13 protein-coding genes and 1 pseudogene are annotated in these 19350 nt (G+C 72.2%); 3 read left to right on the top strand and 11 right to left on the bottom strand.

The features are described 5' to 3' along the window. Positions 1 to 55: 55 nt before the first annotated feature. Positions 56 to 865, top strand: a complete 810-nt coding sequence (locus tag AB0M76_RS06315) for an alpha/beta hydrolase (RefSeq protein WP_365951790.1) — start codon at positions 56 to 58, stop codon at positions 863 to 865. Between the two features lie 62 nt (positions 866 to 927). Here AB0M76_RS06315 and AB0M76_RS06310 read toward each other — a convergent pair whose 3' ends face one another. Both AB0M76_RS06310 and AB0M76_RS06305 read right to left on the bottom strand, forming a co-directional pair. After that, positions 928 to 1872, bottom strand: coding sequence for an NAD(P)-dependent oxidoreductase (locus AB0M76_RS06310; protein ID WP_365951789.1), 945 nt, complete (start codon positions 1870 to 1872; stop codon positions 928 to 930). Positions 1873 to 1898: 26 nt separating this feature from the next. Continuing rightward, positions 1899 to 2093 (bottom strand): annotated as a pseudogene (locus AB0M76_RS06305) (chlorophyllase); the annotation flags it as partial. 423 nt (positions 2094 to 2516) lie between these two features. Between AB0M76_RS06305 and AB0M76_RS06300 the strand changes: the two are divergent. Beyond that, positions 2517 to 4949 (top strand): SpoIIE family protein phosphatase, encoded by a 2433-nt coding sequence (locus tag AB0M76_RS06300; protein WP_365951787.1) that lies wholly within the window; start codon positions 2517 to 2519, stop codon positions 4947 to 4949. Positions 4950 to 5007: 58 nt separating this feature from the next. On the opposite strand, the gene fusA is transcribed toward AB0M76_RS06300, so the two are convergent. The 5 genes from fusA to AB0M76_RS06275 all read right to left on the bottom strand — a co-directional run bounded on the left by fusA (position 5008) and on the right by AB0M76_RS06275 (position 11907). Next, positions 5008 to 7116 carry an elongation factor G gene (gene fusA / locus AB0M76_RS06295; protein WP_365951786.1) on the bottom strand — a complete coding sequence of 703 codons (2109 nt, stop codon included), beginning with the start codon at positions 7114 to 7116 and terminating at the stop codon, positions 5008 to 5010. A gap of 419 nt (positions 7117 to 7535) precedes the next feature. Next, a complete protein-coding gene (locus tag AB0M76_RS06290; protein WP_365951785.1) occupies positions 7536 to 8087 on the bottom strand; it encodes a hypothetical protein in 552 nt (183 codons plus the stop codon). Between the two features lie 82 nt (positions 8088 to 8169). Then, a complete protein-coding gene (locus AB0M76_RS06285; protein WP_365951784.1) occupies positions 8170 to 9171 on the bottom strand; it encodes an SCO0930 family lipoprotein in 1002 nt (333 codons plus the stop codon). Between the two features lie 163 nt (positions 9172 to 9334). Further along, the gene (locus AB0M76_RS06280; RefSeq protein ID WP_365951783.1) at positions 9335 to 10783 is read right to left on the bottom strand and encodes an NADH-ubiquinone oxidoreductase-F iron-sulfur binding region domain-containing protein; all 1449 of its coding nucleotides are present in this window, start codon (positions 10781 to 10783) and stop codon (positions 9335 to 9337) included. Next, on the bottom strand, positions 10780 to 11907 hold the full coding sequence (locus AB0M76_RS06275; RefSeq protein ID WP_365951782.1) for a hypothetical protein: 1128 nt from the start codon (positions 11905 to 11907) through the stop codon (positions 10780 to 10782). Before AB0M76_RS06275 ends, AB0M76_RS06280 begins: the two co-directional genes overlap by 4 nt. Positions 11908 to 12374: 467 nt before the next feature. Between AB0M76_RS06275 and AB0M76_RS06270 the strand changes: the two genes are divergently transcribed. Further along, positions 12375 to 13661, top strand: coding sequence for a helix-turn-helix domain-containing protein (locus AB0M76_RS06270; protein ID WP_365951781.1), 1287 nt, complete (start codon positions 12375 to 12377; stop codon positions 13659 to 13661). 130 nt (positions 13662 to 13791) lie between these two features. Here the strand turns inward: AB0M76_RS06270 and AB0M76_RS06265 are convergent, their stop codons facing one another. The 4 genes from AB0M76_RS06265 to AB0M76_RS06250 all read right to left on the bottom strand — a co-directional run bounded on the left by AB0M76_RS06265 (position 13792) and on the right by AB0M76_RS06250 (position 19221). Then, complete coding sequence (locus AB0M76_RS06265; protein WP_365951780.1) at positions 13792 to 14610, bottom strand: sigma-70 family RNA polymerase sigma factor; 819 nt, start codon at positions 14608 to 14610, stop codon at positions 13792 to 13794. 150 nt (positions 14611 to 14760) lie between these two features. Then, positions 14761 to 16203: a DUF1996 domain-containing protein gene (locus AB0M76_RS06260; protein ID WP_365951779.1), complete on the bottom strand. Its 1443-nt coding sequence runs from the start codon at positions 16201 to 16203 to the stop codon at positions 14761 to 14763. Between the two features lie 9 nt (positions 16204 to 16212). Beyond that, positions 16213 to 16878: a DUF4142 domain-containing protein gene (locus AB0M76_RS06255; RefSeq protein WP_266999748.1), complete on the bottom strand. Its 666-nt coding sequence runs from the start codon at positions 16876 to 16878 to the stop codon at positions 16213 to 16215. 246 nt (positions 16879 to 17124) lie between these two features. Next, complete coding sequence (locus AB0M76_RS06250) at positions 17125 to 19221, bottom strand: SpoIIE family protein phosphatase (RefSeq protein ID WP_365951778.1); 2097 nt, start codon at positions 19219 to 19221, stop codon at positions 17125 to 17127. Positions 19222 to 19350: the final 129 nt, after the last annotated feature.

Here is a 19350-nt window from a genome sequence, read left to right as displayed (position 1 = left end):
AGCCTACGCCATAACCAAGCTAGCTTATATAAAGATGTTTAGTTACTATCGCGGCATGCCTACAGACGACACAGACAACACAGCAGCCGTGTACACCGACCCGACCCTGACCATGGCCGAGGCCGGGAACGGCAGGCCCGTCCTCCTCCTGCACGGCGGCGGGGGCCCGGCCACAGTGGCCAACCTCGCCGAGCACCTCTCCCGCGTGGCGCACACCATCACGCCCGTGCACCCCGGCTGGGACGGCACCCCCCGCCCCGATTGGCTCACCGGCATCGACGACCTGGCCCTCGCCTACCTGCACCGGCTGCACGACCGCCGACTGCGCGACGTCCTCGTCATCGGCTCCTCACTGGGCGGCTGGATCGCCGCCGAGATGGCCGTGCGTGACCACGCCGGAACCATCACCGGCCTCGTCCTGATCGACGCCGTCGGCGTGCACGTCGAAACGGAACCGATCACCGACATCTTCGCCCTGGACGCCCGCGGCATCGCGGAGCACTCCTGGCACGACCCGGACCGGTACTACGCCGACCCCGCCGGCTTCCCGCCCGCCGAACTCGCTCGCCGGCAGGCCAACATGGCCGCCGTGCGCACCCTCGCAGGCGCCCCCTACATGAACGACCCCAAACTGCTGCGCCGGCTCCGCCGGGTTCAGGCACCGACCCTCGCGCTCTGGGGCGAGAGCGACCGCATCGTCACCCCCGCCTACGGTGCCGCGTACGCCGAGGCCTTCGGCAACGGCCGGCTGGAGGTCATCCCGCGAGCGGGCCATCTTCCGCAGATCGAACAGCCGGAGGCCACCGTCGCCCTGATCGACACCCACCTCCGCCAGACGGGCACCCGTTCCCACGGCATTGAGTGACCACGTAGCGATGTCGCCGCCGGGCATGTTCCAGTGGTCGGCGTGCCGGGGGGTGCCTTGGCTCAGTTCTTGCTGCCTGCGCGGAGCCACGCGATGTAGTCGGCGGCGGCACGCTCGGTGTCGTACGCGGCCCGGTAGCCGGTGTCCTCCTGGAGACGGCTGATGTCGAGGACCATGTGGTGCGCCTCGCCTCCGGTGGGCAGTTCGACCTGGGCGTCGGGGACCACCTTCCTGATCGCTTCAATGAGCTCGGCGTGGGTCGTGGCCCGGCCGGAGCCGACGTTGTACGTGGGGTGGTTCAGCTTGTCCGCGAGCTGGAGCAGGGCGATCGCCCGTCCGGTGTCCTTCACGTAGTTGAGGTCGATCCCGTCCTCGGCGCAGGCGGGCCGCACGAGGTGGGAGAGGTCCGGGGCGGTGCCGTGGGCGGCCGCGTGGATGAGGGCGGGCGCGGCGAAGAACGGATCGGGATGGCCGAGGGGGCCCCAGGTCCCGGAGATGCGGTAGTTGACGATGTCGATGCCCGTGGTGTCGGCGAGGAATCCGCCCAGCATCTCGCCGACCTTCTTGAAGGTCGGGATCGAGACGGGGGCGGTCAGCGGCAGCGGAGCGTCCTCGCGGAGCGGTCCACGGTTCTGCACGCCGAAGTAGACCCCGATCGTGCTGGCGACGCCGAGGCGCCGCACGCCCCACTCCTGCGCCGCCTGCACGATGTTCAGCAGTCCGCCGAGCGCCCGCCGTGTCGCCTCGACCGGAGCGTCGGGGACGGGGGGCCAGGGGTGGGACCCGGCCAGGTGCACGATGCCCGTGCTGTCGTGGCGGTCGCCGATCGCGAGCAAAGCATCGCGATCGGCGATGTCCGCCCGCTCCACCGCCACCTGCGCTCCGGCGAGTACGGCCGAGGGTTCACGTGCACTGCGCCGGACCACGACGCAGTCCTCGCCCAGGTCGAGCAGTGCACGCACGGTGTGGGATCCGATGAAACCGAGACCGCCGCTGACGAGGATCATTGTCTGTCCTTTCCGGGCCCGGGTTCTTACTTGCTCTGCAGGTTTCCCAGCGGGTCCGGGTCGTTCTCCAGGGCGGTGGCCGCCGTCTTCCAGCTGGTGTCCCCGGGGAAGAGTGCGCTGCGCAGGAAGGCCGTGGTGAGCTGCTGGATCAGGGCGACGCGGGCGGGGTTCTCGTCGGTCGTCTCGGCGACCTCGTAGCCGGGGATGCCGCCGAGCGAGTGTGTCGGCCCGAACCGCTGCCGGCTCGTCCTCGGCTCGTGGTCCTGGCCCGGCCTGGCCGCCACTCTCGGCAGGTTCGACACCGACATCGAGGTCGTCGGCCCGGCCGAGCTCAAGGACGCCTTCGCCCACCTGGCCCGCCGCTACGCCAACGCCGCAGCCGCCGTACCCGGCCCTGCACTCCCGAAGCTACCGCGAAGCGACATGTAGCCCAGCGTGATGTCCCGCCCCGCTCGGCGGCCCGCAGGAGCCGCGCCGAGCCTTTGCTGACCCGCCTGCTGTGTGCAGGTCGAGGGCGGGTCCCGACCCATGCTGCACAAGAGGTGACACAGAGCGATAATTGCACGGGTAGGGCAGGAGTCGTTCCGCAGATCCGGAAGTGGGGCGCAGCGATGCACGACCCGGTGTTCCACGATGCCTCCGGCGTGCCTTCGGATACGGACGACGACACCTACGCGCTCCTCGACGCGCGCGGGGTGGTCATCGGCTGGGGCCCGGGGGCGGAGCGGCTGCTCGGCTACACGGCCCGGGAGGTGCACGGGTGGCGCGGGTCGGAGCTGCTGGTCAGGCGTACGGAGCTCGGGCACGCGGTCCTGCGGCACCGGAGCGGGCTCGGGGTCGAGGTGGCGCTGCACGCACGTCCCATGGTGTCCACGGCCGGTGACCGGCAGTGGCTGATCCAGGCGACCGACACCGACGCCACACGCCGGCACGAGCTCAGTGAGGCCCTGATCAGGGGGCTGTTCACCGAGTCCCCTTTCCTCATCGACGTCTTCGACACGCAGCTGCGCTTCATCGCGCAGAACGACGCCCTGCGGCGCGGCGCGGGCTTCGCGAACGAGGAGTTCGTCGGGCGCACGATGTCCGAGGTGGCGCCGCCCGATCTGCTGGACATGGCGGCCCTCGAGGCGCGGCAGCGCCATGTCCTGGAGACCGGTGAGGCACTGGTCCAGACCGAGGTGCGGGGCCTGCTGCGGGGTGATGCCGACCGGCAGCACGTCTGGTCCGAGACGATCCTGCCGCTGCGCAGCAGCTCCGGCGAGCTGATCGCGCTCGCGCACGCGGTGGCCGACGTGACCGAACGGGCCCGGGCCCGCGAGCGGTTGGCGCTGATCAACGATGCGAGCACGCGCATCGGCACCACGCTGGACGTCCTGCACACCGCGCAGGAGCTCGTCGACGTGGCCGTCCCGGAGTTCGCCGACCACGCCTACGTCAACCTGCCCGCCCAGGTCCTCGGCGGCGGGGAGCCGCTCGTCGGCCCGGTGGGCGAGGCCGAGACCCTGCTGCGCGCGGCGACTTCCTCCGCGCCCGGAATGCCGGTGAAGGCGGCGGTCGCGACGGGCGAGCCCGACCCTTTCACCGCCGGGCCGGGCTCCCTGTTCACCCGGGCCATGGCCAGTGGCGAACCGCTGCTGCTCACGGGCGAGGAGCTGATCGCGGAGCTCACCCCCGTCGACCCCCGGCAGGCCGAGCGGGTGCGTGCGTACGGGGTCCACTCCTGGCTGCTCGTACCGATGTCCGCCCGCGGGGCGGTGCTGGGCGCCGCGGTCTTCGTACGCCACGCACGCGCCCACGGGTTCGAGCCGGACGATGTGCTGCTGGCCGAGGAGATCGCGGCGCGTGCGGCGGTGTGCATCGACAACGCGAGCCGCTACACGCGGGAGCGGACGGCGGCCCTGGCTCTGCGGCGCAGCCTGCTGCCCCAGCGGCTGCCCGTCCTCGGAGCCTTGGAGGCGGTGACCCGCTACCTGCCCGCGCACGGCCACGCGGAGCTGGGCGGGGCCTGGTACGACGTGATCCCGCTGTCGGGAGCACGGGTGGCGCTGGTCGTGGGCGACGCACAGGGGTACGGCCTGAACGCCGCGGTGACCATGGGCCGGCTGCGTACCGCCGTACGTACCCTCGCGGACCTCGACCTCTCCCCCGACGAGCTGCTCTCGTACATGGACGACCAGATCCACCGGTTCGTGGACGAGCACGGCCAGGACGAGCTCAGCGGCCCGCGCCCCGGCGGGGCGGCCGGGACGACGTGTGTGTACGCGGTCTTCGATCCGATCTCGCGGCAGTGCGCCGTGGCCTGCGCGGGTCATCCGCCGCCGGTGCTCGCCCCGGTGGGCGGGGAGCCCGCCATCGTCGCGCTGCCTGCCGGGCCTCCCCTGGGCTTCGGCGGATCGCCGTTCGAGAGCGCCGAGCTGACGCTTGACGACGGGGATGTGCTGGTGTTGTACACGCACGGCCTGGTCGCGGCGCCCGACCGGAGCGTCGACCTCGGCCTCGAACGGATCCCGGAGGCGCTGTCGGGCATCCCGCTCGCCGCGCCGTCCGGACCCGGGCGCCGCGGGAACGGGCTGGACGAGGCCTGCGACGCGGTGATCGGCCGGCTGCTGCCGGTGCTCCCGCAGGACGACGTGGCGGTGCTGATGGTGCGCCTCCACGAGCTGGACGCGGGCCACCACGTCACATGGGACCTGCCCGCCGAGCCCGAGGTCGTCGGCCGCGCCCGTATGCTCGCGACACGGCAGCTGGCCGTATGGGGCCTGGAGGAGCTGGAGTTCACGACGGAGCTGGTGGTGAGCGAGCTGGTCACCAATGCGATCCGCTACGGGAGTCCGCCGATCCAGCTGCGGATGATCCGCGACCGCGAGCTGATCTGCGAGGTTTCCGACGGCAGCAGCACCACCCCGCACGTCCGGCGCGCGGAGGAGACCGACGAGGGAGGGCGCGGGCTGTTCATGGTGGCGCAGCTCGCCCAGCTCTGGGGCACCCGCTACCACGACCGCGGCAAGACCATCTGGACCGAACAGCCCTTCCCCGAGGGGTTCCTGGAGGAGGCGGACGCCGCCGGCCCCGGCTGACGGGTGCACCTGCGACCCTGCCCCCGGCCGCGGTGGCGGCCGGGGGCAGGAGTGCCTGCTAGCCCGACAGGGCCTGCTGGTACGCCGCCACCGGGACGGGGGCGTAGCCCGTGGGGCGGGTGGTGAACGTGCCCCGGCCCTGGGTGCGGCTGCGCAGCCGGGACGCGTAGCCGAACAGTTCGGCCAGCGGCACGGTGGCGGTGAGCGCCGTGGTCCCCGTCCTCGCAGCCGAGCCCGAGACCCGTCCGCGCCGCGCGGCCAGATCGCCCAGCACCCCGCCGACGGCGTCGTCGGGCACGCTCACCACGACCTCGACCACCGGCTCCAGCAGCTCCATATCGGCGGCGCGCAGGGCCTCGCGCAGCGCGAACCTGCCCGCCGCCCGGAACGCCATCTCCGAGGAGTCCTTGGAGTGCGTGGCCCCGTCGGTCAGGGTGACCCGCAGCCCGGTCACCGGATGGCCGCCGAGGGGTCCCTCGGCGAGCGCGTCGCGGCAGCCCGCCTCCACCGCGCGGACGTACTCCTGCGGCACCCGCCCGCCGGCGACGGTCGATCGGAACTCGAACACGCCGTCGCCGCCGACCGTGCCCCCGCCGGCATCTCCGGCATCTCCGGCGTCCCGGTCCTCCAGGGGCTCGAGGTCGAGGACCACATGGGCGAACTGACCCGCGCCACCGTCCTGCTTGACGTGCCGGTACACCAGTCCCGACACGCCGCGCGCCACCGTCTCCCGGTACGCGACCCGCGGGCGGCCCACGGCGATGTGCAGCCCGTGGCTGCGGCGGATCTTCTCCACCGCCACCTCCAGGTGCAGCTCGCCCATCCCCGACAGAACCGTCTGGCCCGTCTCGGGATCCGTCCGGACCACCAGCGACGGGTCCTCCTCGACCAATCCGGCCAGTGCCGACGACAGGCGCGCCGTCTCGGTGCTGTTGCCCGCCTCGACCGCCACGGACACCACTGGTGCGGCGGCCTTCGGCGGTTCGAGGACGAGCGGAGCGTCCGGTGCGCACAGCGTGGACCCGGCGCGCGTGCCCTTGAGGCCGACCACGGCGACGATGTCCCCGGCCACGGCCCGGTCCGCCTCGGCGTGCCGGTCGGCCTGCACGTGCAGGATCCGTCCGATCCGCTCGGTCCGGCCGGTGCCCGCGTCCAGCACGGTGTCCCCCTTCCTCATCGTTCCCGAATAGACCCGCAGGCAGGTCAGCCGGCCGGTCGCCGTCGCGCTCACCTTGAAGGCCAGCGCGACGAAGGGCGCCGACGGATCGGCGGCCCGTTCCTCCAACGCCGAGCCACTGGTTCCCCGTACCGGCGGCATGTCGGCCGGCGAGGGGAGGTAGGACACGACGGCGTCGAGCAGCGGCTCGATCCCGCGGTTGCGGTACGCCGAGCCGCACAGCACGACGACGCCTTCACCACTGCGCGTCAGGTCGCGCAGCGCGGCGGTCAGCGTGGCGGTGGAGAGCGCAGACGTGGCGCAGTACTCCTCCAGGGCGGCCGGATGGAGTTCCGCCACCCGCTCCTCGAGCAGCCGCCGGCGGCGGCGTGCCTCGTCGTGCAGGGCATCGGGTACGGCACCCGTCGCGAACGAGTCGGCCCCCGCACCCCAGACCAGCGCACGCATGTGGACGAGGTCCACCGTCCCGGTGAAGCCGTCCTCCTGCCCGATGGGCAGCTGGACGACCAGCGGAACCACGTGGAGCCGCTCCTGTACGGACGCGACCGCCTGGTCGAGATCGGCGCCGACACGGTCCATCTTGTTGACGAACACGATGCGTGGCACGCCGTGGCGGTCGGCTTGTCGCCATACCGACTCGCTCTGCGGTTCGACGCCCGCGACGGCGTCGAACACCGCGACCGCGCCGTCGAGTACGCGCAGCGAGCGCTCCACCTCGTCGGAGAAGTCGACGTGTCCGGGTGTGTCGATCAGGTTGATGCGGTGGTCGTCCCACGTACAGCTGACGGCGGCGGCGAAGATGGTGATGCCACGGTCTCGCTCCTGGGGGTCGTAGTCGGTGACGGTCGTGCCCTTGTGGACCTCGCCGCGTTTGTGGGTTGCCCCGGTGGCGTAGAGGATCCGCTCGGTGACGGTGGTCTTGCCGGCGTCGACGTGCGCGAGGATGCCGAGATTGCGGACGGTGGTCGAGGTGTTGAGGTCGGTGCGCATGGCCCGAGGTCTTTCTGGTGGGTCGTGAAGAGGGCAGCGCGATTTTGCGGACGAGAGGGGACCAGGCTCAGGGCAGGCAGGCGTTACAGGGCTCGACCGCGGTCCGGTGACACCCGGGTACGCGAGGTCGGCTCGCCTGCCTGAAGGAAGAGGTCGGATCTTCGTCGCGGGCATCCGATGGCGGCCGCGCAGCCGTCACCGGGAAGACGAAGACACCAGGATCACGTCGTACCGCGACCGGGGAACGAAGACGGCGATGCGGTGACACATGGCCTGGCTCCCTTCACTCGGATCACACGAGCCGCTCGACTCGCTCGACGGCGTGCACACACCACATCCCGTGGCGGCACGAGAGTGAGTGTAGTGAAACGGCAGCGGCCCGGCACCGCAATTGACTGCGGGCCGGGCCGGACGCCCCCTCAGGAGGCGGCGGGACTCGGGGAGTCGTGCCCGCCGGTGTGGGAGGAGCCGTGGGAGGCGTCGTGGGGGGCATCGGGGGAGGCGCCGGGATCGGCGCCGGGGCCGGCAGCAGGGCCTGCGTCGTGCGCGGCGGAACCGTGGCCGGGGGTGGTCTCGATGGTTCCGCCGAGGCGGGTGTGCGCGGGGGCCAGCGCCTCGGCGGATGCCGCCGTGATGACCCAGGTGGGCCCGACGAGGTAGGTGCCGCCGTACATCTGCGCCTCCGTCAGCCAGGTCTGCCGGCCCTGCTCGGTGGTGAACGTGGCCATCCGGAAGCCCTCGGCGCCCGCCCCGCACGCCCCCTCCCGGAGTTCCTCCGCGTCGACCGTGATCTCGGGCGTGCAGCCGAGGGCGGCGGCGATCTCCTGGAGTGGGGCGGGGCGGGCGGACGAGGCCGGGGCGGACGAGCTCGCGGCGGGATCCTGCGGACCGGCGGCCACCCGGGCGGCGCAGCCGCCGCACAGCAGCGTCGCGAGCAGCGCGGCGGCGGCGATACGGGGTGAACGGGGCATGACTGGCTGCCTCACAGGGGTCGGGGCGGGATCGGGGCCTGCGGCTCGGGACACGGTGATCGCTGCGCAGGGCTCGGGCGCGCTACGCCGTCGGGGGGACCTTCTTGCCCTCGGGGGTGACCGCGAACCAGAGCCCCTGCTTGTTGTGGCCGTTCGTCTGGCCGGGCTCGGTGTCACCGGTGAACGTGTAGACCGGCCAGCAGTCGATCGTCAGCTGCTCGCTGCCGTCGGGCCGCTTCACCGATCCGACCAGCTTGCCGGCAATTCCCTCGGCCTTCGCCTTGTCCACGGCCGGGGCGGGCTTCCAGGTGTCCAGGCAGGCACCGAGGCAGCCGAACTTCATGGGCCACGCACTGTCCTTGTCGAATCGGTAGAGCGTGCGCCACTTCCCGTCCACCAGGATCTTGCCGAGTTTTTCATTGTCGGCCACGGAGAGTTCCGTGCCCGCCTTCATTTCCATCCCTCCCATTCCGCCGCCGCCGTCCGCCTTCTGTTTCTTGTCGATCGCCTTCTTGCCGTCCGGTGCAAGTGCGTGCCAGGTACCGCCGACGCCTTCGCCCTTCGCCTCGCCCGCCTTGGTGTCCTTCGCGTAGCGGTACACGGGCCAGCCGCCGAGGGTCAGCTGCTTGCTGCCGTCGGCCCGGGCGACCGACCCGAGGAGGGCGGCGTCTATACCGGCGGCGGCCGACGCATCGTCCGCCGGGACGGCGGGCCACACGGCGGCGCAGTCCCCCTCGCAGTTGGACTTGGGAGGCTGGGGCGTGTCCTTGTCGAAGCGGTAGAGGGCCATTCCGGCGCTGTCGGTGACCACGCTGCCCACGCTCGCGATGTCGCGTACGGACAGTTGCCCCGCCGGCTCGGCCTTGCCGGAACCGGAGCCGACGTCCGAGCCCGACCCTGAGCCGGCGACGGCGGCGCCCGACCCGTAGCCGCCTGCCCCGTAGCCCGTGTCGTATGCGCCTCCGAGGGGTTTGCCGGCCCCCGCCGGCTGTACGGAGTTCGAGTTGCGCGCGCCATTTTCGCTGCTTCCGCATCCCGTGGCCGCCAGCAACAGAACCGCGGCCACCGATCCGACAGTTGTCATACGACGCATCTTGTTCACGATCACTCCTTCGGGTTGAACCCGGGGGGTTCGTCTACTGCCTTATTCATAAGGCCTGAGAAGGGCACCGAATTCGAATGAACGGGAATTTGTCAGATGACGCTAACGCTTGAACTCCCGCCGCCGGGGGCCGTTTACTGCCGGCTCATTCCTGAATGCGCAGCGCGAGCGCGGGACAGCGCCGCACCGCCCGGAGCGCCTTCGGCCGCAGCCTTCCGGGGACCGACATGACGGCCTCGGCCGGGTAGCCGTCCCGGTCGAGGCGCACCACGTCGGGCAGCACGTCCACGCAGAGCCCGTGGCCCTTGCACAGCGTCCAGTCCACGACGAGCCGTTCGGGGTTCTCGTCCTTGGGCAGGGGCAGCGCCCCGAGGACACGGCGCCCGCAGCCGCTGCCGAGGGCGTGGTCGCGCATCTCGTCGGGGAAGACGGCGAGTGCGGAGGCCATGAAGGCCGAGGTGCCGTCGGGATGGCTGCACGCACCGCGGCGCAGCACTCCCCGCATCCGCACCTCGACCGCCTCCAGGGCGGACCGGCCTCCCCCGGCCACCAGGGCCTCCACGGCGTCGGCGAGCGAGGGCAGTCCTCTGACGCACGGGCCGCACTGGCCCGCGGTCTCGTCCGCCATCCAGCGCATCACGCGGGCCACTTCGCCGGCCGGGCAGGTGTCCTCGGGCAGCGGCAGGATCGCGCCCGCCCCCAGCGTGGCCTTGTACGAGGTCAGGGACTCCCGGGAGAGCAGTGCCGTCCGCGCCGCCGCCGCCGTCAGCCATTTGCCGTGGTACCCGCCGACCAGGACGCCCTGGCCGGGGGACGAGCCGCACAGCTCCAGGACGTACGCCAGGGACGTCCCGAGCGGCGCCTCGACGACCGTCGAACCGCTGATCGTCAACATGACGGTTCCCGGCTCGGTCGGCAGGCCGACCGAGCGGAATCCCAGTACCCCGAGCCTGGCCGCGACGGCGAGTTGGGCGTACGTCTCGGTGTTGGAGAGCAGGGTCGGCAGGCCGCTCAGGCCCCGCTCGCTGGTCCGGACCTTCTGCCCGTTCGGGACGGCGGCCCCCCCGTTGAGGCCGTTCACGAGGGAGGTCCCCTCTCCGCTGACGAAGCGCTCGGGGAGCCTGCCGACGCGGACGCGGCTGCCGGCCAGGCCGCGCTCGGCGACTGCGGCCCGCAGTGACTGCTCCACGTCGTCCCTGGTCACTCCGATGGCCACCTCCTCGGCGCCGATCGCGTCGGCCGCCAGCAGCGCGCCGTCGAGCACGAGGTGCGGGGAGTGCAGCAGCATGGCGGCGTCCTTGAGACAGCTCGGCTCGCCCTCGGTGCCGTTCACGACGACGGCGGTCCGCCCCTCCTTGGTCCGGGCGGAGCGGATGACGGCTTTGAGCTTGCGGGCGAACGGAAAACCCGCTCCCCCGCGGCCCTTCAGGTCTATGCCCTCGGCGAGCTCCACGAGATCGTCCGAGTTGTACTGCGGCAGCGGGCCGTGCACCACCAGGTGGTTGGCGCGATCGAGCCGCGACAGCGCGTCGAGTCCTGCCAGCAGCCTGGGCTGGCCGACGCACCCGAGGGCGGGATCGACGATTGAGGTCACTGTCGGCCCCGCATCCCGTCGAGCGGCTCACCGAACCGGTCCGCGGCCGGCCCGGCCCCGATGCCGCTGGGGATGAACACCGATTCGTACGGCTCGGCGCCGTACGCCGTGCCGTATGACGCCGAGCCGTACGGCGGGAGGATCTCGGTCGTGGGCTCCAGGGCCTGCCGGGGCGAGGGCACGGGGCCGAGGCCCGCCGGGGCACGGACCGGGTCCGGCTCCCGCCCGACGGCCCGCCGGTCCGACTGCCGCGCCAGCCGCGCCGTCAGCCGTTCGGCTGCCCATTCGGCGGGCTGCCGGACGAACCGCTGCGGCGCCCTCTTGGGCCGGGGCGGCGCAGCCTGGGGAGCGGACGCCGGTGTGGCGGCCGGGCGCAGCGGCGTCGCGCGCAGCCTGGCCCGGAGCCGGATGGCGAGCACGCCGGCGACCCCGATCAGGCAGAGGGCGTACGCCACGGTCACCCAGCCGCTGGCGGCGCGGCCGGACTTCAGCCCGTGCACCAGGGACGCGCCCCACGCCGGGTACGCGCCCACGTGCAGGGCCCGCCACCACACGGAGCGGCCCTTGGTGGCGAAGGCGCTGCGGACCGCGCCGGATACCGCCGTGGAGACGAAGACGTATCCGGCCAGGGTGCCGAGGCCGATGAGGACCGGCCGGTCCCGGTCCGCGAACGGCACGAAGGCGGAGGCGACCCCCGTCTGCGCCTCGGCGACCTTGACCCATATGTGCAGGAGGAGGAAGCCCAGCCCCGCGACGGCGAGGCCGCGGTGGGCTCCCTGGGCGACGAGCCGGTGCCCGGAGGTGAGCACCGTGCGGTCGGTGGCCGCGAGCCCCCACAGGACGGCGGAGGTGAGCGAGACGAGCGAGAGGACGCCCGCCCCGAAGTCGAGGAAGTCCCAGAAGTTGGTCAGGGTGACGCCGGCCCGGGCCGCCACGGCCAGGGCGAGCAGGCCCGCGAGGGCGGCTGTGACGAGGGTGGTGGGGCGCACGCCTCCGGCGGGGGACAGCAGGGGCGGCCTCCGGACGGCCCGCCGGCCGGCTGCCGCGGCAGCGGCCACGCCGGCATGGCGTCTGGTGCGGCGGGCCCGGTGTGAGCGGGGCGTACGGGCTTGGTACAGGGGCATCTAGTTCTCCCATACGCCCAGGCCCGAGGCACACCACCGCGCACTCGGCGCCCGGGGTAGTCGACGGAACTGCTCCGCGGCGGGCGGGAGATGAGGTCTCAGGTCTCACCGACCGGGAGCGGGGGCCGGAGTGCAGAAGCATCGTGGAGGTTCGCAAGGCCTCCACAGTATTTATCTAATCGTGACAAGTTCTTGCGCGCGTGGCATCGTCACACCGAACGTCCGCGGAAGATTCCCTTCCAACCGGTGCGGTGGCACCCCCTAGACACTTCGTCCGCCACCACACCTCCCCGACGGCAAAATTGAGGCAAAGCCGCGGGACTGCAAGTGGATGGCACTCTCCTGGAGGGTGTACGAGGTGCTCAACTCCCCTGGCCGCACTGGCGCGGAGGGGGGAGGAGGACCGCCTCGGCAGGCTTGCCACCCTCCCACGAGGCAGGCCGTACCCCGGCATGAACGAGGTAACAATGTGCGAACTTCTGAACCGCATCTGGGCCCGTCCCCGAGGCGAATGGACCCGGGTCCTGCGAAGGGAACTCCCCGCGCTGAGCGCGGGAATGGTGGAGGAGCTGAGGGAGGAGCTCCCCGGGTTCTCCGCCCTGGTCGACGACCTTGACGAGGAGGTGGTCAGACAAAGGCTCGAAGTGGCCCTGCTCACCGCCCTCGGATACCGCGAGCCCGCGCCGCAGAAACAGACCCGGCCGGCGGACCCGCATTCCGCCCCCGGTCCTGACGGCGACCTGGACTCCGTCCCGGATCCCGACCTCGACTCCGACGCGGACCCGATCCGGGACGAGGAGGAGGACGAGCACGACTACGCAGCCGGGCTCGACCACCCCGACGAAGAGGTGGAAGAGGAAGACGAGGAGCTCCGCGACCCGCCCCGGCTCCGGGACCCCCGCCGCCGAAGGCAGCTGGCCCCCCTGACGGTCGTCCCCCGCGAAGGGCTCGGAACCCCCTCCGAACGTGCTCGGCGTGAGCTGTTCTCCGCTCTTACGAGTGACATGCCCATGGCTGAAATCGCCCTCTCCGAACTGGCCGCCGCTGCCGGCTGGCCCCTCCCGGCCGAGATACGCGCCATCGCCCTGGCCACACCGGGCGAAACCCAGCAGCTCGCGGCCGTCCTGGACGACGGACTCGCCGGCATGGTCGGCGGCCAGCCGTGCCTGCTGGTCCCGAGTCCGGACCCGGAGACCCGCGCCTCGCTGGAGGCCCTGCTCCGCGGCCGGTTCGCCGCGGTGGGCCACCCCGTCGCCCCCCGCGACACCGCCTCCTCCCTGCGGTGGGCCCTGCGGCTGCTGTCCCTGACCCCCAACCGCGCAGGCCTGGAGGCGCGGGCCCTCTTTGTCGACGACCACCTCTCCACCCTCCTGCTGCTCCAGGACGAGCCCCTGGCGCACGCACTGGCCGCACGCTGGCTGCGGCCGCTGGCCAACCTGACCCCGCGCCAGAGCGAACGGCTCGAAGTGACCCTGCTGGCCTGGCTGGAGGGCGGCGGCGCCCCCGAGGCGGCGAAGGCGCTGAGCGTGCACCCCCAGACCGTGCGCTACCGCATGCGGCAACTCGAGAAGCTCTTCGGCCCCGGACTGCGGGACCCGCGTACGCGCTTCGAGCTCGAGATGGCCCTGCGCAGCAGGCGCCTGATGGCCCAGGTACGCCGCCAGAACTCCCGGGTGAGCCGCAAGGTACGGGTCGCCACGACGGACTTCCGGCCGCTGGGCGTGGGCCGCATGGCCCGCGTCAACGGCCTGTAACCCCGGCCTCCCGACCCCCGAACCCTCAAACCCCCTCAACCCCCCGTACCCCCGGAACCCCCGCACCCAAGGATTCGGCCCCGGTCCCCTCCCCGCCCAGGCGGAGCAGGGGAACCGGGGCCGCCGCGTGTCACAGGCCGACGAGCACCGCCGACGCACCGGCCCGCAGCGCGGCATTGAGGTCCAGCAGTTCGGCGTACGCGCGGGAACAGGACCGGCAGGCCGCAAGATGACGGGCGAGGCCGCGGCCGCGGGGCGCTCCGCGGCGCCGGATCACCGCCCCGAGCACGCGGCCGTAGTGGCGGCACCGCTCGTCGGCGGCCGTGTCCAGGTGGGCGCGCAGGTACGCCTCGCGCAGTCCTTCACGGGCCCGGAAGGCCAGCGAGGTCACGGCGCTGGGGGTGATGCCGAGCAGCAGGGGGACGTGGTGCGGGCAGTCGTCCTCGACGAGGGTGTGCCAGAGGACGGCTTTCCAGCGTTCGGGCAGGCCCTGGAAGGAGCGGGCGACGAGCCGGCGGTCCTCGCTGTCCAGGAGCCGGCGCTGCGGGTCGTCCCCGTCGGGGCCGGGGCTGCACCACGCCTCGACGTCGGGGGTCAGGAGGGTCCGGCCGGCGCCGTCGCGCCACTCGATGGCCGTGTGGCGGACGACCGACAGGAGGTACGGGCGCCAGCGGTCCCGGGGCCCGGCGCCGGAGCGGACGGCCTGCAGGGTGCGGATGAACGCCTCCGAGACGAGGTCCTCGGCGTCCTGCGGGGCCCGGCAGCAGCGGCGCGCACATGCAAAAGCGGCGGCACTGTGCCGCCGGTACAGGAGCTCGCAGACGGCCGGATCCCCGTCGCCGGCTGCGTATGCCGCTCTGAGCTGCTGTATGAGGTCCTGGTCGGAAGGCTCTGGCTCGGGCCCGGGTTTGCGTAGCGGACCGGGCGTGGTGTGACGAGAGCCGGACATGGCACTCCTCGTGTGGGTCTCAGGGCCCGCGGGCCCCTTCGGGCAGTGGCACAAGCGCGAACGCGGTGCCGGCCCGAAGTCGACTTCGGTCCGGCACCGCTCTCGGGGCGACGCTGGGGAGGTGGGAGGGGGAGCGTCGCCCCGAGGGTCTCAGCGGCAGGCGCGCCCGTCGTTGATGCAGCGCACTGCACCGGCCATCAGGCCGTTCGACATGACGTTGATGAAGTCTCCGTGGTCGGTCACCGGCTTGTGCAGCTGCTCGGGGAAGCTGTCCACGGCGAACCGGGAGCCGGGCGGAACGCTGTAGACGATCCGCTGCACCAGCTGCGGGATGGCCTTGAAGCCCTTCTTGCAGTTGCCGTTGGCGTCGGCGAACGCCACGTGGGTGCGGTGGTTGGCGCTGTCGATGTTCTTGCCGTCCCAGCAGCTCTGGAAGTTGAACGTCCGTACGACGTCACTGCCCTTGGGGCATACCGGATACTTGTCCTTCAGCTGGCGGTTCTCGAAGCCGGTGCAGCTCCACGACGCGTTCGCGTTGGCATTGCCGTTGGTGAGGGCCTTGGCGTCGCCGGTGATGATCCGCATGAAGCGGGGCATCGCCGCGACCTTGCTCACGGGGCTGCCCTTGAACTCGATGGTCACCTGCTTCGGCTTCAGGATCGTGCCGACGTTCGCGTCCTGGCCGCCGCCGGGCGCCTTGGCGTCCTTCTCCGCCTTGCCGTCGCGCAGCCGCAGCACCGGCCAGTAGTACGTGGACTGGTCGCCGTTGGTGCAGGTGGTCCCGGACTGGGCGAGGCTGTTGTTGGTGGAGAAGGCGTCGGTGGTCTTGTTGCCGACGTAGTCGTGCATGTGGTGGGCGCCGTTGCTCACACCGGGCGCGACGATGACGTTGTCCGGGTTGAAGTGGCCCTCCTGGTTGGTCCCGCACTGCACGGCGAATGATCCGGTGGAAGCGCCCCCGCGGGCCGCGGGCTTCTTCACGTTGGGCTTCACATTGCCGATGGCGACGAAGTCGCTGCGGGCCGGTCCGCCCTTGGCCTGCTGCTGTTGCTGCTGCGGTGCGCTCTGCTTCGCGGCCCCCTGCTCGGCGGCGCCCTGGGCGGCGGCGCCCTGCTCTGCGGCGCCCTGGGCGCCGTTGTCTGCGGCCGGCTCGTCCGCCGGGTCGGCGGCCGCCGCCTCCTTCATCACGCACCCGCTGAGCGCTTCCAGTCCGGCGGGCTTCTGGCCCGCCTTCCCGAGCGTGTCGGACAGGTTGGTGATGGTCTTGTCGCGCTGCTGCTTCAGCCCGCCGAGCAGGGCCTTGTCCTTGGCCCGGCCGGAGGAGAGCTGCTTGTAGGCGTCGGCGACCTGGGTGTCGAGCTGCGCGAGCTTCGCGTCCACCTCGTTCCTGGCCTGGTCGGGGACGTTGTCGAGCTTGTCGCCCACGTCCGGGCAGTCGATGGTGGCGGTCACGGGCGCCGTACGGGCGTCCTGACCCGCGAAGGCGCCCTGGGAGACGAGCACGACCCCGCCGCCGCCCAGGACCAGGGCGGACATCCCGGCAAGGATCTTGTGCTTCGGCCGCAGACGGCGTTTGTGGCCCTTTTGACTCATGCGATCACTTCACTTCGTCGGTCGGGAATTGGGGGAGAAGGCGGGGGGCGGTGCGGAGGGGGTGCCCGGCGGGGTGTCCGAAAGGCCGTCGAAGTCGACCAGCCCACTGGCCTCGAGGACCGAAATATGGTCCAGGACGGTGTTGTTGGCGTCCGTGGCCAGGGCCCGGACCATGGAATTTCGGGTCTGCGCCCGGATTTGGGCCACGAGGGTGAACACTTTCCCGTGGGCCCTGCGCAGCAGCTGGATGAACAGCTGCTCGTACTGGGGTCCTTGGGCCCGGTCCATTTGGTCGAGCCAGCCCTGCTGCTGTGCGCTGGGCATGCTGGGGAGCTCCATGCCGAGGGCCTGGCCCACCTCCAGGACCCTGCGGTCCAGTTCGGTGTGGCCGTCGATGAGATGCTCCCCGGCGGTGCGGATCGCGGGCCGTGTGCCGCGCTGCAGGGCCTGCCGCCCTGCGGGCAGCTCCCACAGGCCGGCGAGCCGCACCTTGCGGACGAAGTCCCGGTCCTGGGGGGTGAGCGGCCCGAAGGCCGTGCTCTGGATACCGGCGCCGTCGTCCTCGGCCGCCGGAGCTGTGGCGGCCGCGGCGTTCCTCCCGCCGAACTTCTGCACGGGGATCAGCAACGCGATCAGGGTGAAGGCGAGGGCGCCGATGACGACGCCCGTTGCCATCACGTGTCTCGAAGCTACCGACATGCTGCCGACGGCCGACCGACGGAAAGACAGCACTGTGCCTCCTTGCTGCGTGGACCGGGAGGGGCTGCGGCCGCTCGGGCTCCGGCAGTTGTCCGTGCCGTGGCAATCGCGCTCCCCGGGTGCCACGGGACGCTAGTGCCAGTTGTGGTACCTGTTTGGAAGGACCATCACGAATGGACAAACATCCGGGCAACATCTCGAAAGGCTGGTACCGTGCGCGGGCTACTGCCCCGGCGCCTCGGACAGCGGGCGGGTCCGGGCGATGAGCAGGGCCACGTCGTCGCGGTCGTCCGGCTGGCGCAGTTCGCCCAGCAGCAGGTCGCAGGTCTCCTCGAGGGGACGGACCGGGCCGCCGAGCAGTGCGGTGAGCGCCTGCAGGCGGGTGTCGATGTCCTGATCGCGGGTCTCGACGAGCCCGTCGGTGTAGAGGACGAGCTCGTCACCTACACCCAGGTCGAGGGCGATGGCCTCGAAGGGTACGCCGCCGACCCCCAGGGGCGCGCCGGTCGGCAGGTCGAGGAGCTCGGGCGGGCGCCCGGGGCTCGTCCGTACGGGCGGCAGGTGGCCGGCGGTCGCGATGCGGCACCGGTTGCGGTGGGGGTCGTAGACGACGATCACGCAGGTGGCCATGGTGTGCCCGAGCCCGGTGGTGGTGTGGTCGAGCCGGGCCAGGACGGTGGCCGGGTCGAGGTCGAGTTCGGCCAGCGTACGGGCGGCGGTGCGCAGTTGGCCCATGGTGGCGGCGGCGTTGATGCCGCTCCCCATGACGTCCCCGACCACGAGGGCCGTCTTGTCGTCGGGCAGCGGGATGACGTCGAACCAGTCGCCGCCGACTTCCCCGGCGGCCCCGGCGGGCTGGTAGCGGTAGGCGATCTCCAGGCCCGGGGTGGGGGTGGGGTGGTGGGGCAGCAGATGGCGCTGGAGGGTGAGGGCGGTGCGGCGCTGCTTCTGGTACCAGCGGGCGTTGTCGATGCAGACGGCAGCGCGGGCCGCCAGCTCGCCGGCGAGCAGGACGTCGTCGTGGTCGAACGGCAGCGGGTTGTCGGTGCGTTGGAGGCCGAGGGCGCCGATGACCTCGCCGCGGGCGATCAGCGGCACCGCGAGGTACGAGTGGAGCCCGGCCTCGGCGAGCAGGGCGGCGGCCTCGGCGTCCCGGGCGACGCCGGCGAGGTCGGCCTCCGTGAGTTCCGCCAGGAGCACGGGGCGGGCGGACTGTACGCACCGGGTGACCACCCGGGTGGCGTCGTAGCGGGCGATCGAGCCGACCGGGTCGGCCGCGCGGGTGGCGGGGGTGGGGCGCGCGGCCTTGACCGCGAGGGCGCGGAACTGCACGGTCTCGTCGGTCGGGGCCCCGGGCGGGTGGTCGCCCGTCAGCACGGCGTCGAGGACGTCGACCGTGGCCAGGTCGGCCAGGTGCGGCACGGCGATGTCGCCGAGCTCGCGCGCCGTGACCCAGAGGTCGAGGGTGGTGCCGATGCGTACGGAGGCATCGGCGATCAGGGCGAGCCGCTGGCGGGCCTGGGCGACGGCCATCGAGGTCTTGTGCTGTTCGGTGACGTCGACGACGGACGCGGCGACCCCGATCGGCCGCCCGGCCGGGTCGTCGAGCCGGTAGAGGGAGAGCGACCAGGCGTGGTCCTGGTCGGGGTCGGCGGGCGTACGGCCGACGGTGAAACGGTCCAGCTGGGGCCGGCCGGTGGTCAGGACCGTCCGCATCGCCGCCTCGATGGACGCGGCGTCCAAACGGGGCAGGACCTCGTGGACGTGGTGGCCGATATGCCGGTCGGCGGGCAGGCCGTTGATGCTCTCCAGGGCAGGATTGACCAGGACGTAGCGCAGCTCCGGGTCCAGTACGGCCAGGCCGATCGGGGACTGGGCGACCAGCCGCATCGACAGGGCCAGGTCGCGCTCCAGGCGCCGCAGGGTGGCCTGGTCGGAGGCGATACCGAGGGCGTAGAGCCGGCCCTGGCCGTCCTCGAGGCGCATGTTGCGGAACTCCGCCAGCCGGCTGCTGCCGTCCTTGTGCACCACGGGAAACGCCCCGGCCCACGGCTCTCCGCCGGCCATGACCTTCTCGAAGAGGGAGAGGACCATCCCCAGGTGCTCGTCGTCGACGAGGAGCTGCGCCGCGAACCGGCCGAGCGCCTCCCCGGCGGTGTAGCCGAACAGTTCCTCGGCCTGCGGGCTCCAGAGCGCGATCCGGCCCTCCGCGTCGAGGACCACCGCCGCGACCCCGAGCACGTCGAGGAGGCCCGGCCCGGTGGAGGGACCGGTGTGCGCCGGTTCCGCGTCTGCAGGGAAGGCATCCGCCGTACTCATGCCGGCCGCTCCTTCCCGTCCGCTGCCGCAGGGGCGGTGCATCGGCCGTTCGCTCTCCGCGCCCGGGGTCCGCGCCCGGGTCGTCTCCCATCCTCTCTCCACTCCCCCGCACCGGCAGCACAGCCGCGT

This window comes from Streptomyces sp. NPDC051364 (genome assembly GCF_040682115.1).
Classification (GTDB): Bacteria; Actinomycetota; Actinomycetes; order Streptomycetales; family Streptomycetaceae; genus Streptomyces.
The sequence above is the reverse complement of the archived record's forward strand: the minus strand, read 5'-3'. Positions and strand labels throughout refer to the sequence as shown.